At 71.5% G+C, this 14,460-nt stretch carries 9 protein-coding genes; 6 read left to right on the plus strand and 3 right to left on the minus strand.

The features are described from left to right. The first annotated feature begins 102 nt into the window (after positions 1-102). Together DEJ51_RS00930 and DEJ51_RS00935 are read left to right on the plus strand one after the other, a co-directional pair. Positions 103-1,587: a lipase/acyltransferase domain-containing protein gene (locus DEJ51_RS00930; protein WP_150255399.1), complete on the plus strand. Its 1,485-nt coding sequence runs from the start codon at positions 103-105 to the stop codon at positions 1,585-1,587. Then, entirely contained in the window at positions 1,584-7,085 is a 5,502-nt protein-coding gene (locus tag DEJ51_RS00935) for a tetratricopeptide repeat protein (RefSeq protein WP_150255401.1), read from the plus strand. The genes DEJ51_RS00930 and DEJ51_RS00935 overlap by 4 nt, the downstream gene beginning before the upstream one ends. A gap of 35 nt (positions 7,086-7,120) precedes the next feature. Here DEJ51_RS00935 and DEJ51_RS00940 read toward each other — a convergent pair whose 3' ends face one another. Next, positions 7,121-8,422 (minus strand): ClC family H(+)/Cl(-) exchange transporter, encoded by a 1,302-nt coding sequence (locus DEJ51_RS00940; protein WP_150255403.1) that lies wholly within the window; start codon positions 8,420-8,422, stop codon positions 7,121-7,123. After that, positions 8,419-9,039 carry a dihydrofolate reductase family protein gene (locus DEJ51_RS00945; RefSeq protein WP_150255404.1) on the minus strand — a complete coding sequence of 207 codons (621 nt, stop codon included), beginning with the start codon at positions 9,037-9,039 and terminating at the stop codon, positions 8,419-8,421. Before DEJ51_RS00945 ends, DEJ51_RS00940 begins: the two co-directional genes overlap by 4 nt. A gap of 226 nt (positions 9,040-9,265) precedes the next feature. On the opposite strand from DEJ51_RS00945, the gene DEJ51_RS00950 reads away from it, so the two are divergent. Next, entirely contained in the window at positions 9,266-9,832 is a 567-nt protein-coding gene (locus tag DEJ51_RS00950) for an HPP family protein (RefSeq protein ID WP_223835605.1), read from the plus strand. An 8-nt stretch (positions 9,833-9,840) separates the two neighbouring features. Here DEJ51_RS00950 and DEJ51_RS00955 read toward each other — a convergent pair whose 3' ends face one another. Further along, positions 9,841-10,140 carry a hypothetical protein gene (locus DEJ51_RS00955; protein ID WP_150255406.1) on the minus strand — a complete coding sequence of 100 codons (300 nt, stop codon included), beginning with the start codon at positions 10,138-10,140 and terminating at the stop codon, positions 9,841-9,843. A gap of 476 nt (positions 10,141-10,616) precedes the next feature. Here DEJ51_RS00955 and DEJ51_RS00960 point away from each other — a divergent pair, with 476 nt between their 5' ends. The 3 genes from DEJ51_RS00960 (at position 10,617) to DEJ51_RS00970 (ending at position 14,450) form a co-directional block, all read left to right on the plus strand. Next, positions 10,617-11,837 carry a cytochrome P450, cyclodipeptide synthase-associated gene (locus DEJ51_RS00960; RefSeq protein ID WP_150255408.1) on the plus strand — a complete coding sequence of 407 codons (1,221 nt, stop codon included), beginning with the start codon at positions 10,617-10,619 and terminating at the stop codon, positions 11,835-11,837. Positions 11,838-11,967: 130 nt separating this feature from the next. Next, positions 11,968-12,360: a nuclear transport factor 2 family protein gene (locus DEJ51_RS00965; RefSeq protein WP_150255410.1), complete on the plus strand. Its 393-nt coding sequence runs from the start codon at positions 11,968-11,970 to the stop codon at positions 12,358-12,360. A 95-nt stretch (positions 12,361-12,455) separates the two neighbouring features. Next, the gene (locus DEJ51_RS00970; protein ID WP_223835606.1) at positions 12,456-14,450 is read left to right on the plus strand and encodes an AAA family ATPase; all 1,995 of its coding nucleotides are present in this window, start codon (positions 12,456-12,458) and stop codon (positions 14,448-14,450) included. Positions 14,451-14,460: the final 10 nt, after the last annotated feature.

Raw genomic sequence — 14,460 nt, forward strand, 5'->3', positions numbered from 1 at the left:
CAAGTCCACAGATCCCTGCCGATTCATCCGAACTCAGCGCTACCGTTGCGTCCCTGAGAGGCCGTCATTCAAGGGGGGCGGCCGCGGGAACGGGGGAGCGCGATGGCGCGGCTCAATCATCTGGTCGTCGTGGTGCCCGGAATCGGCGGCAGTGTGCTGCAGACACCCAAGGGCGCGGCACGCTGGGACGAGCATCGGCGACGGTTCGTCGCCGCAGCCACCCGGCCGGGCCGGCTGCGGCTGGACAAGCACCCGGACCTCGTCCCGGTCGGGCTGTTACCGGACATCACGCTGATCGGCCCGTTCGTCGTGCCCGGCTACGACCGCCTGGTACGCCAGATCTGCAACCACTTCGACGACGTGCGGGTGGATGTCTCCCGACCCGGACGCGCACCTGACACACGGGCCGACCTGGTCCTCTTCCCCTACGACTTCCGGCAGAGCATCCAGCACGCGGCCGAACGCCTGGCCGCCGACGTCGCAGCACGCCTGGACGGTGAGCACACCGGCGCACGCCGGCGGCGGGTGATCGTCGTCGCGCACTCGATGGGTGGTCTGGTCGCCCGCTACTGGATGGGGCCCCTCGGCGGCGCCGCCGACTGCGAGGCGCTGGTCACCCTGGGCACGCCGCACCGGGGCGCCCCCAAGGCGCTGGAGGTCCTGGGCAACGGGCTGGTGGTGGGCCGCAAGCGGCTGGTCGGCCTCACCAGAGTCCTGCGCCAGTGGCCGTCCGCGTACGAGCTCCTGCCGCGTTACCCGGTGGTGGGTCGGCCCGCCGGTGACGCACCGCTCAAGCCGTCCGAGCTGCACGCCGGAGCTACGGGCGGCGCGTCCTTCGCCAAGCAGGCGAAGCTGGCGTTCGGCGTTCACGAGGACATCGAGGAGACCTGGACGAGGCTGCACCAACGCCCCGACGGCCCCGAGGTGACAGCCGTGTTCGGCCGCGGGCACTCCACCCTCCAGCACGCCCTGCTCTCGCCTTCCGGCCTGAAGGTGACGAAGGACTCCGCGGACTGGCTTCCCAATCCGGACTGGCACGGTGACGGTACGGTTCCGGCGATCTCGGCCATCCCCATCGAGCAGAACGACAGACGCGCTCGCAGGGCCGTACCGGTGCGGCACATGGCACTCGCCTCCTCGTCGGTGGTGGTCGACATCCTGGCCGAGTACACCGGTGAGCCTCTCGACTCCGTGCGGGGGGACACGCTCGACGAGCCGTGGCTCGGGCTCGACCTGGAGGAGACCGTGCTGTCCGACGACCCGGTGCCGGTCGGTGTGACCCTGCACGGGGCGTATGCCGACGAGTGGACCCAGGTACGGGTGCGGGCCCGCCCCCACGACGGCCCCAGGGAAGCCGGCGCTGGCACAGGCTGGCTTCCCTGTGCGGAAGCGAGTGACGGCCGGTGGCTGGGGCACCTCCCGCCCCTGGACGCCGGCAGCTACACCGTCGAGGTCTCGGCCACCGGCTTGCCGGTGGTGAGCCGGCTCTCGGCCGGGGACGTACTGGGCGTGCTCGACCCCGAGACCACCGACGCGGACACGGACGATGACCAGGACGGGGACGGGGACGGGGACGGGGACGCATGAGCACGGCCTGGCGCCGGTGGGCGAGCAACGATCCCAGGGCTCTGATCGAGTACGTCCAGCGCCGGCGCCAGGGCGAAAGCACGCGCGGGACGCCGGCCGACCTCCTCGGCACCAGCATGCCCGCCCCCGGAGTCGACCCGCCCCTGACGCGTGCCCGCTCTCTCTACCAGGCCTTCGCCGCCTGCGGTATCCAGTACGCCGACGAGCCGACCACCAGCGATCCCGGCCGCCAGACCATCCGGCCGCCGGACCAGGTACTCAGCCGCCCACGGCACGGCACCTGCCTGGATCTCGCGGTCGTCTTCGCCGGAGCCTGTCTGGATGCCGGACTCCACCCGTTGCTCATCGTCCTGGCCGGCGCCCGGCCCGGCGACCCGGCGCACGCGCTGGTCGCCGTCTGGCTCGACGGCAACTGGTCCAACCGCGCCCACCGCGACTACCGGTCGGACGAGGACGGACCCGACTGGACCACGCTGCCGCGCGATTTCATCGACCAGCTCATGGACGACGAGGACTCTCCCGGCGCGTTCCTCGCCCTGGACGTCACGGGTGTCGCCTCCCGTGCCGGTGCGGGCGACCCGCGGCGAAGGGAACAGCAGTCCTGGGCCCAGTCGGTCGCGTACGGCGCCGAGATCCTGAGGGAGGCCGCCGGGGACCGCTGGAAGGTGACGATCGACGTCGGGCTGGGTTACGAACACATCGAGCCCCACCCCCTGCCCTACCGGCCCGGCACCGACGTCCTCGCACCTCCCTACCTGCCGGTGCCGTCGGACAGCAACGACAGCGGGCCGCTCAAACTCCTGTGGGCCCGCCACGACTCCATCCAGTTCCACCCCCGGGACGAACTCGACTTCCTCCGGGGCTGGTTCCAGGCACCCGACCCGATCGGGCCGCGCACCCGGATCGCCCTGCTGCACGGCGTCGGGGGCGCCGGGAAGACACGTCTGGCGGCGGAACTCGCCCATCAGCTGTCCGGCGCCAACTGGTACGCCGGATTCCTCGTCCGTGATCCCGATCCCCGGGACCGGGCCTGGCTGAGCGAGGTCGCCTCCCCCCTGCTGGTGGTCGTCGACTACGTGGAGGACCGCAAGTCCGCGGACGTCATCAACGTGCTGCGCACACTGCGCGAGCGTGAGGCGCCCACCTGCCTGCTGCTGACCGCTCGAACCGTCAGCGGCTGGTGGGAGGAGGAGATCGCCGTGGCACTCAAGGAGGACGGACACCCGTACGTCCTGCACGACAGTGCGCTGGCCGCTCGCCACCCGCGCCAGACGGGCGTCTACCGGGCGGCCCTGCGCTCCTTCGGCGGTTCGCCGAGCGCGGCCATGGGCCACCAGCTTCCTTCCGACCCCCACTCGGGCAGGTGGACCACCCTGGACCTGGTGATGCTCGCCTGGCTCGCTGTCCGGTCGGGCGACACCGGCGGTGTCCCCGAGTCGGAGGAGAAGCTGTACGAGAAGATCCTCGACCACGAGCTGGGCTACTGGGTACGGACGTACAGGTCCCAGATCGGCAGGCCTTCGAACCGGACGAGGGGAATCCTGCGCGAAGCGGGCGCCTGCCTCAGTCTTCTGGCCCCACGGGAAGAGCGGCTCGACCACAGCCTCAAAGCCATCGCCGAACTGGCCGCCGACGCGGGGCGGCGCGACGAGATCGCCGCTCTGTTCGCCGACCTGCTTCCTTCCGCTCCCGAGGACGGCACGCTGGCCGTAAGGCCGGACCCGCTCGGGTCCCATCTGGCGTCCGGCGTGTTCGGCACGAACCGGGCCCTGCTCCGCGACTGCTTGACGGCAGCGGACGAGGAGGAGCAGCTGAACGCGTGCGTGAGCGTCTCCAGGTTCTCCCGAGCAGACGACGGATCCGCAGCTGCGGACATCGCGCAGACCGCCTTGAACACGGTCCCCGACCTATGGCGGCCGGCGCTCTCGGTGGCCGCCGCACAGGGGGGCGTCTTCGTACGCGCCCTGGAACAGCTCGCTGCGGCCGAGGGAACACCGCTGCCTTTGGCCGAACTGGCCGCCACCGTGCCGACAGGCCACAGCACCCTGCGCGGCCTCGCACTCATCGCCACGGAGCGCTCCGAGCCGGACAATGGTGTCGACGGGTCTGAAGAAGCACGGGCGGCCCGAGCCGTATGGCTCAACAATCTGTCCGTCCGGCAAGGCGAAACCGGGGACCACAACGCCGCCCTGGCCTCAGTCACCGAAGCCACCGATCTCTACCGCACCCTCGCCGAAGCGGACCGTGCGGCCTTCCTCTCCGACCTCGCCATGTCCCTGAACAACCTCTCCATCCAGCAGGGCAGCACGGGGGACCACAACGCCGCACTGGCTTCCATCACTGAAGCCACCGGTCTCTACCGCACCCTCGCCCAGGCCGACTCCGCCGCCTTCCTGCCTTACCTCGCCGCCTCCCTCAACAACCTTTCCATCCAGCAGAGCGAAACCGGAGACCGCAACACCGCACTGGCCTCCATCACGGAAGCCGTCCGCATCCGCCGCACGCTTGCTCAGGCCGACCCCGCAGCTTTCCTCCCCGACCTCGCCGGCTCCCTCAACAACCTCTCCAACCAACAGAGCAACACCGGCGACCGCAACGCCGCACTGGCATCAGTCACCGAAGCCACCGGTCTTCACCGCACCCTCGCCCAGGCCAACCCCGCGGCCTTCCTCCCCGACCTCGCCGGCTCCCTCAACAACCTCTCCATCCAGCAGGGTGCGGCCGGGGACCGCACCGCCGCACTGGCTTCCATCACCGAAGCCACCGGTCTTCACCGCACCCTTGCCCAGGCCAACCCCGCAGCCTTCCTCCCCGACCTCGCCGCCTCCCTCAACAACCTCTCCGTCCGGCAGAGCGAGACCGGGGACCGCACCGCCGCACTGGCTTCCGCCATCGAAGCCACCGGTCTTCACCGCACCCTCGCCCAGGCCAACCCCGCAGCCTTCCTCCCCGAACTCGCCGGCTCCCTCAGCAACCTCTCCAACCGGCAGAGCGAGAGCGGGGACCGCCACGCCGCGCTGGCTTCCATCACCGAAGCCACCGGTCTTCACCGCACCCTCGCCCAGACCAACCCCGCGGCCTTCCTCCCCGACCTCGCCGGCTCCCTCAACAACCTCTCCATCCAGCAGAGCGACACAGGAGACCGCCACGCCGCACTGGCCTCGATCATCGAAGCCACCGACCTCTACCGCACGCTCGCCCAGGCCAACCCCGGAGCCTTCCTCCCCGACCTCGCCAGGTCCCTCAACAACCTCTCCAACCGGCAGAGCGAGACCGGAGACCGCAACGCCGCACTGGCTTCGATCACCGAAGCCACCGGTCTTCACCGCACCCTTGCCCAGGCCAACCCCGCAGCCTTCCTCCCCGAACTCGCCGCCTCCCTCAACAACCTCTCCAACCAGCAGAGCGACAGCGGAGACCGCCACGCCGCACTGGCCTCCGTCACCGAAGCCACCGGCCTCTACCGCACCCTCGCCGACGCGGACCCTGCGGCCTTCCTGCCCGACCTCGCCGCCGCCCTCAACAACCTCTCCATCCAGCAGAGCGACACCGGGGACCGCAACGCCGCACTGACCTCCATCACCGAGGCCGTCCGCATCCGCCGCACCCTCGCCCAGGCCAACCCCGCAGCCTTCCTCCCCCACCTCGCCAGGTCCCTCAACAACCTCTCCAACCGGCAGAGCGACACCGGGGACCGCAACGCCGCACTGACCTCCATCACCGAAGCCACCGACCTCTACCGCACCCTCGCCGAAGCCAACCCCGGAGCCTTCCTCCCCGACCTCGCCGGCTCCCTCAACAACCTCTCCATCCAGCAGGGTGACACCGGGGACCGCAACGCCGCACTGGCCTCGATCACCGAAGCCGTCCGCATCCGCCGCACCCTCGCCCAAGCCAACCCCGCAGCCTTCCTCCCTCACCTCGCCGGCTCCCTCAACAACCTCTCCAACCAGCAGAGCGAGACCGGGCACCCCAACGCCGCACTGACCTCCATCACCGAAGCCACCGGTCTGTACCGCACCCTCGCTCAGGCCAACCCCGCAGCCTTCCTCCCCGACCTCTCCATGTCCCTCAACAACCTCTCCATCCAGCAGAGCAGCACGGGGGACCACAACGCCGCACTGGCCTCGATCACCGAAGCCGTCCGCATCCGCCGCACCCTCGCCCAGGCCAACCCCGGAGCCTTCCTCCCCCACCTCGCCGGCTCCCTCAACTTCCTGTCCATCCAGCAGAGCGAGACCGGAGACCGCAGCGCCGCACTGGCCTCGATCACCGAAGCCGTCCGCATCCGCCGCACCCTCGCCCAAGCCAACCCAGCAGCCTTCCTCCCCCACCTCGCCGCCTCGCTCAACAGTCTCCTCAACCAACAGCACGAGGAGTCGCTTGACGAAGCACTGCGCATCTCCGACCTGGCGATCTCGGAACTCCCCTCCGGTCCCCAGGCGGAACTCCTCGTCTCTCGCGCGCAGTGGCGCCACGCCCACGACGACCACGCCGGGGCGGCCGCAGATCTGCTCTCCGCCGCTCGACGTGCGGATGAAACCACCGACGCGGCCTGGGCCGGACGTTGTCGCCGGGCCGTCCGGAGTCTCGTCGAAGCACTGGGCCGGGACTCGTTCTGGGGGCTCGCGCCGGACCAAGCCCATCCCGACCTCCCTGCCTGGGCACAGGATGAACTTCCGTCGGAGACCACCGATCGGCTCAGTGGTTGGCTTTCCGCTCGAAGTTGGACCGAGCAGAGCACCTTCCTCCGGCAGAACTACCTTTCCCTCTCGGCTTCCGAAGGCCGCGATACCCTCGCCCTCGTCCGCGAGCTGTTCCCGGAAGTCACTGTCCTCCGCGATCTCTCAGAGGTGCTCGCCGCCGCGGGCGAACGCGGTCTTGACCAGGTGCTGGAGGAGCTTGGCAGCCTCCATGCCAGGGCCGACCTGGTGAGCGAGTGGCTCGCCACGCCCACCTGGCCGGAGGACTTGGAGTTTCTGATCCGCCATCCCCAGCTGACCGACGACCCGCTCGTACGCGAGCTGCTCGCCTCGCAATCGCATGACCCCGCCTCACACCAGCACCTGGCGATTCTCCAGCTCACGGACCACCTCGACGCTCCGGATGTCTACGACGTCGTCATCGACCCCTCGACAGCGAACGACACGGCGATGAAGTTCATCGGAGAGGGCCAACCGGAGTTGTTGTACCCCCTGTTAGTCGCGACCCCGGCGCTCTTGCGGATGCCCTTCGTCGCTCCGTACCTGCTCGCCGTGCATGCCCTGTTCGACACCACTGCAACGGGAGCACCACTCCCCGCGGCGGAACCCAGCACCCCCTCCCCCGTCGGCCTCATCGCGGAAGCCGCGGCGCAGGCCTCCGAAGTGCAACGAGGCGCCGGCGCCGCACGACTGCGCCGCCTGGCCGAGCGTCGGCCGGAGCACGCCCCCGCACTCCACGAGCTCGCCGCCCTGCTCACCTCGCCCGCCCCGGAGCCGGGCTCCGGTGACGACTGACGAGCCGGCCTCGCCCCTCGACCCGAGGGCACGCGTCAGGCGCGGTCCAGCATCCGCTGGCGCAGCCTGTCGTAGATGGGTTCGCTCCCCAGCCGGTCCGCGGTCACGGTCGCGGCGAAGCACGCGGTCAGCAGGGGCAGCAGGAGCGCGCCGGTACCGGTCATCTCCACGACCAGGACGGCTCCGGTGAGCGGTGCTCGTACGACGCCGGTGAACAGTGCGGCCATCCCCACCACCGCGAACGCGGCCGGGCCCGCCGAGCCGGCCGGGAGTACGGGGGCGGCGAGCGTGTGGGTGAGGGTTCCCCAGAGGGCTCCCAGAGCCAGCAGTGGTGCGAACAGGCCGCCGGGGGTCGCGGCCGCGTAGCTCAGTGGCCCGGCCACGAAGCGGACGGCCAGGCAGAGCAGCAGCGCCGCCGCGGTCAGGCTTGTGCCCGTCAGCAGGCGCTCGCTCAGCTGGTCGCCGCCGCCGGTGAGCAGCGGGTCGAAGGCCATCAGCGCGCCGACCCCGGCTCCGATGACGGCGGCGCGGGCGACGAGGGGCACCCGGGTCAGCCGGTCGCACACCTCCAGAGTCCGTACGACCAGGGCGCTGTACGCGGCGCCCAGCGCGCCGGCCGTCATTCCGGACAGCAGGAAGACCGGCAGCATCCACAGCGGCGGCGCGGGGACGGCGGACAGCGGGAGGACGAGCGCGTCACCCACGACGGTCCGGGAGCAGGCCACCGCCGTGACGGTGCCGACGAGGGTCAGGAGCACCAGGCGCGGCCGGACCGTGCGGGTCACCTCCTCGCAGACGAACAACAGCCCGCCCAGCGGAGCGGTGAACGCCACCGCCAGGCCCGCCCCGCCGAGCGCGGTGTGCAGCATGCGGGTGTCCTCGGTGTCCAGGCGGCCGTGCCGACCGGCCGTGGACCCGATCGCGGCGCCCATGTGGACGATGGGGCCCTCCCTTCCCAGGACCAGGCCCGAGCCGATCGCGATGAGACCGCCCAGGAACTTCGCCGGCAGCAGCCAGGCCGTACGGGGCTCGGCCTCCTGTCGCCATACGGCTTCCACGTGCTGGATCCCACTGCCCGCGGCGTGCGGGACCCGCCGTGCGATCGCGCACGCCGCCGCGGCGCCCGCCGCGGTGAGGACGACCGGAACGAGCCGGCCCGCGGCTCCCAGCCCGTCGGCCGCCTCCAGTACCGAACCGCGCAGCCTGTCCGCGTGCAGCAGGCACCAGCGGAATCCGCCGCCGACCAGGCCGACCAGGCAGCCCGCCACGGCCGCGATCACGAAGGTCCGGCCGGATCTCCACCGGCCTGACCGGACGCCGTGCGGGGTCGCGCTCATTCCTGGTGCTGGGGGAGGTGGGTCCTGGCGTCCTCGTACGTCCCCTCGCCGGGTGCGGTGGCCACGGTGTAGAAGAGGTTCAGTACGCCGGTCCGGAAGGTCTCGGCGGACAGCAGCTGCAGCGGGATCGCCTGGGCGTGGTCCTCGAACAGGCGCATGCCGTTGCGCACGGCGACCGGATGCAGCAGGAGGTTCAGTTCGTCCAGGATTCCGGCGGCCAGCAGTTGACGTACGACGGAGACGGAGCCGCTGATCCAGACGGGTGTGTCCGTGTCCGGTGCGTTCTTCAGTGCGGCGACGGCTGTGGTGAGGTCGCCGGCGAGGCGTTCGGAGTTCCGCCAGGTGAAGTCCAGCGGGGTGTTCGACACCACGATCTTGCGGGCGTCACCGAGCACCTTGGCGAACGGAGCGTCTTCCCCGCCGGCGGCTTCCCGGTCCGGCCACGCGCCCGCGAAGCTGTCGTAGGTCCGGCGTCCGAGCAGCAGGGTGCCGGCCCTGCCGAGGGTGGCGTCGACGGCCGCCCCCATCTCCTCGTTGAAGTAGGGGAAGTGCCACTGGTCGGGTGCTTCGACGACACCGTCGAGCGAGATGAACAGCTGCGCCTTGATCTTCCTCATACCGGTCTCCGGGAGCTGGTGGTCGGTCCGTCCGCGTACGGCCCCATCCAAGGGCACGCGACAGCCGGACGCCGTGCGACTCCCCGGGCGCCGGGCGGCCGGTCGGCGCCGTGCCGGTGCGCGCAGGAGGTGCAGGCCGGTGACAGACAGGCGGTGCAGGGTGGCCGGCGGTGCGACCACGCCGGTCGCTCCGTGACCCGTGACCGCCGCGCGAGGAGCCGCCATCGTGAACGCCGACTCCGTGCTGCCCCACCGGCACACCCCCCGCCCCGGGGCGAGGCTGAACGACGTACGGCTTCCGCGGCGGCGCGGGCGCCGGGATTCAGCCCGGCACGGTGCGGCTGCGGCCCTCCATGGCGTCGGCGCGGTCACCGTCGTCCTGCTCGTGCTCGCGGGCATCGGGGCGTTGATCGGCGAGCCGGTCCTCATACCGTCCCTTGCCGCCAGCGCCGGAGTCCTGCACAGCACGCCCGGCCTGCCCGCGGCCCAGCCCCGGAGCGTCGTCGTCGCGCACCTGCTGGGCGCCGGAGCCGGGTACGTGGCGCTCGCGCTGTGGCAGAGCAACGCGTGGAGCGCGGCCCTGGCCGGCGGGCTGACGTTCGCCGCGACCACTCTCGCCCGGACCCCGCACTCACCGGCCTGTGCCACCGCCGTCGTCGTCGTGCTGCAGGCCCCGGCGGCCGGGCGGTTCGTCCCCCTGCTGCTGGGCGCCACCGTGGTGCTCGTCCTGGTCGGTTCCGCCGCGTCCCGCATCCGCCGGGGAGCCGCCCGGTATCCCCTCCGCTGGTGGTAGCGGCCCACTCATCGGGGCAGGAAGCCGAGGACCTTCGCCAGTGCGGCGAGCAGACCGAGGTGGGTGACGGCCAGGTACACCCATTCCATGGGTCCCATCCGCCACCGGCTGCGGGCCGTGAGCCGCCATTCGTACGTCACGCAGCCGACCGCGAGCAGGAACAACGGCACCCACAGGAGGGCCCACCAGGACCGGACCTCGGTCAGGCGCAGTACGAGGGACAGCACGGCGGACAGCGTCACGGCCAGGCCCCACCCCGGCTTCTCCTCTTGTTCGACGGCGGGCGACAAGCCTGGCGAGGCGTTCACGACAGATCCTCTCGGGTCCACGGGGGGGCAGGGCCACAGGGACGGTCACCGCACGTGCGGCCGGACTCGTCCTTGCGTTCGAACACGGGCCACCCTAGCCGCCGTTGATGGGCCGCGGTCGGCCCGGACAGCGGCGCGGCACGACCTCTCCGGCTTGATCGCACCGGCTGCTTTCCGCCGGGTGCGGAGAGTTCGACGGTCCCGGACAGAGTCCCCTTCCGGTACCGGGAGCTGCGACTCTTGCACCGGTTTACGCCCAATGGTCGGGCGTGAAGCCGTCCCAACCGGCGCAACCCATAAGGCCGTTCGCACGTCTAGCTGGCCGGAAAGCCTGCCTGCGGCTCTTTCGCGAACACGAGGGGTGCGGGCGGCGGCCCGGCCGGAACCCCCTCCGGCCAGGACCAGGGCGCGGGCTCCCACCCCGGCCCCCGGCCCTTGTTCCCCCCACGCGTCGCGCAGTTCGAGAGGTCTTCACCATGTCCGTGGCCGACACCGGTTTCAGCATCCTGTCCGAGGACTTCGGCGCAGCCCCCCACCGCTACTTCGCGCATCTGCGGGAGCGGGCGCCCGTACACCACGAACCGGCGATCGACAGCTACTTCCTCTCCCGCCACGAGGACGTCAAGAGAGTGCTGACCGACCACGACGCGTTCACCACCGAGACGCTGCAGGTACGCGCCGCGCCGGTGATGCGCGGTCCGGTCCTCGCCCAGATGACCGGGGCCGAGCACGCCGTCAAACGAAGAATCGTCGTCCGGGCCTTCACCGGCCCGGCGCTCGCGGACCAGATCCGCACCGTCCAGGCCACCGCTGCCGAGCTCATGGCCCCGCTGCTCGCCCGGGGCCGGATGGACCTGGTCAACGACTTCGGCAAGCCCTTCGCCATCCAGGTGACGCTCGCGCTCCTGGGCCTGGACCGAAGAGACCGGCACAAGGTGTCCGCCTGGCACAGCGGGGTGGCCGAGTTCGTCACCAGTCTGACCCTGACCCCCGAACGCCGCCGCCACTGCATGGACTGCGCCGAGCAGTTGGAGGCCTATCTCCTCCCCGTGATCGAACAGCGTCGCCGCGATCCCGGCGACGACCTGATATCGAAGCTGTGCACCGCCGAGTTCGACGGCGTCGCCATGAGCGATCGCGACGTCACCGCGCTGATCATCAACGTCCTGGTCGCTGCCGCCGAGCCCGCGGACAAGACGCTGGCCCTGCTCTTCAAGCACCTGATCGACCACCCCGAGCAGCTGGCGCAGGTCCGCCGGGACCCGGACCTGCTGGCCGCCGCGATCGCCGAGACCCTGCGCTACACCCCGCCGGTCCAGCTCATCCCCCGCCAGGCGGAGGAGGACAGCACCTTCGCCGGCACCACCGTCCCGGCTGGCGCCACCGTCTTCTGCATGGTCGGCGCGGCCAACCGTGACCCGGACGCCTTCACCGCCCCGGACACCTTCGACATCCACCGCCCGGACCTGGGCACCGCCCGCTCCTTCACCGCGGCCGCCCAGCACCTGTCCTTCGGCGCCGGGCTCCACCAGTGCGTCGGCACGGCCTTCGCGCGCGCCGAGATCGAGACCGTCGCCGCGATGCTGCTGCCCGTACTCGACCAGGTCCGCTACAGCCCCGGCTTCCGGTACCAGGAGGCCGGGCTGTACACGCGGGGGCCGCTTTCCCTGGCGCTGGACTTCACCCCCGTCCACTGACGCGGCACCGGCCGTGACCGCCGTACCCGCCCGGGGTCCGTACCCTCCAGGGCTCCCCCGGGCTCCCCCGGGCCCCCTCCCCTCCTCGGCCCCTCCCGTACACCCCCCACTCCCACCTGGTGGAACGACCATGACATCGACCGACATCACCCGCGCCCTCCACGATCTGCTGTTCACCCCGGACCTCGGCCTCACCGAAGCCGTCGACCGGCACTTCACTCCCGACTACCGTCAGCGCACCAACGGCGTCTGGAGCGACCGGGCCGGCTTCGTCCAGCACATGACTCGTCTGCGCACCCTGATCCGCAGCGGGCACGTCCAGGTCCACGACGAACTCCGCGACGGAGCGCGTTACGCGGACCGCCACACCGTCACCCTCGTCCACGAGGACGGCCACACCTCCCGCACCGAGGTCTACCTCTTCGCCGAGCTGGCCCCCGACGGCCGCTTCCGGCGCGTCGAGGAGACGACCCTCCTCGTCACCGGCCACGCGGACGACGGGAACCTGGGTCTCGTCAGGTGACGAGAACGGGCCTTCGCGGGGCAGCACCGCTCCGTGAAGGCCACCGCGACCGCTGTCCGCTGCTGGAACAAGAGGATGGAGCCGCCATGGTGTCCGTGGGGGAAAGACTGAGCCGAGCGCGCGTACGGGCCTTCGTCGGCCGGGACGAGGAACTCGTCCGCTTCGGGGAGGCGTTGGCAGGTGATCCGCAGGCACCGTTCGCGTTCTACGTGTACGGGCCGGGCGGCATCGGGAAGTCGACGCTGCTGCGCCGGCTGGCGGACCACGCACGCGCTGCCGGCCGGCTGCTCGTCGAACTCGACGGCCGGTTCGTCAGCCGTGACCCGGCCGATTTCGAGCACGCGGCAGGCCCGTTCCTGGACGTTCCGGGAACGGTCCTGTTCGTGGACTCCTTCGAGCACTGCCAGTGGCTGGAGAGCTGGCTGTGGCACCACTTCCTGCCGCGCGCCGCGGACGACACCCTGGTCGTCCTGGGCGGCCGGCGCGCGCCGCAGCCGCAGTGGGCCGCCGATCCCGCCTGGTCCCGGCTCCTGCACGTGAGCGAGCTGGAGCCGTTCTCCGCGGAGCAGGCCCGCAGCCTGCTGGTGGCGGCGGAGATCCGGCCCGAACTACGCGACCGGGTGCTGCGCTTCGCCGGAGGCAACCCGCTGGCGCTGTCGCTGGCGGCCGCCGCCGGATCGGCGGGCTGCGGCCGGGAGGAGATCTGGGCGCCCACGGCGGACGTCCTGCGCACCCTGCTGGCGGGTCTGATCGGGGAGGTGCCCACGGCGGCCCACCGCCGCGCCCTGGAAGTGGCGGCGCAGGCCCACTCGACCTCCGAGGAACTGCTGGCCGCGGTCCTCCCCGGGGAGGACGTCCATCCGCTCTTCTCCTGGCTGCGGGACCTGCCGTTCATGGAGGCCACCCTGCGGGGGCTGCACCCGCACGACGCGGCGCGCGAGACGCTGGCCGCCGACCTGCGCTGGCGGGCGCCCAACGCCTTCGAGACGATACGCCAGCGGCTCGCGGACGAATACCTGCGCATCCTGCGCGAGGCTCCGGAGGAGCGGGTGTGGACCGTCACCGACGACCTCTTCTACCTGTTCCGGGAGGGCGCGACACTGGCCCGGCTGCGCTCCTGGTCCCGGGACGACGAGGTCCACGACCGTCCCCTGCACCCGGACGACATCGATGTCGTCCTGCGCATGGCCACCGAGACGGAAGGGGCCGCTTCCGCGGACCTGGTCCGCTACTGGGCGCAGCGCCAGCCGCAGGCCTTCAGTGTCTACCGGCTCGTGAGCACGGGACGGATCGTGGCGTTCACGGCCCGGCTGGTCCTGTCGTTCCCTCCCGACGCCCAGGACCTGGCGACCGATCCCGTCGTGGCCGCCGCGTGGCGGTACACCGAGGCCACCGCGCCGGTGAGCCCCGGTGAGCACATCGGCGTCAGCCGCTTCTCGGTCTACCCCGAGCAGTACCAGGTACCGTCGCGCGTCATCGACCTGAGCAGTTCCCGGGCCCAGGCGGAGGCGGCCCGCGCGCGTGGGCGTGCGTACGGCTTTGCCGTCTTCCAGGACGCCGAGACCTGGGCCGAGCGGGTCGAGGGCACGCTGACGGACACGGGGGCGCGGCCGCGGGTCGGTGCTCACACGTACGGGCTGTTCGGCGTCGACTGGCGCCAACTGCCGGTGGAGTCATGGCTGATGCGGTTCATATCGGCCACCGGGGCGCCCGCTGCCCCGTCGGGTCCGTCACCCGTCTCCCGCAGTGCCTTCGACCAGGCGGTACGCGAGGCGCTGACCCATTGGCGTGACGCGGACGCCTTCGCCGCCTGCGCATTGATGCGTACCCGGCTGGCGGCCGACTTCGGTGATCCTGTCGGGGAGTTGCGTGCGCTGCTGCGTCAGGCCGTCGACGACCTCGGGCTCGACCCGCGCGGGGTGCGCGCCCGTGAGGCCCTGACGGCGGGCTACTTCTCCGGTGCGCCCACCCAGGAAGCCGCGGCCCGCCGCCTCGGTCTTCCGTACGGCACCTACCGCCGCCACCTGCGCCAGGGCCTCGACCTGCTCTGCGAGGCCTTGTGGCAGCAGGAGTTGCACGACCCGCGCTGACGGCGGCCGA

The sequence above is a fragment of the Streptomyces venezuelae genome, from assembly GCF_008642275.1.
GTDB classification, from domain to species: Bacteria; Actinomycetota; Actinomycetes; order Streptomycetales; family Streptomycetaceae; genus Streptomyces; species Streptomyces venezuelae_E.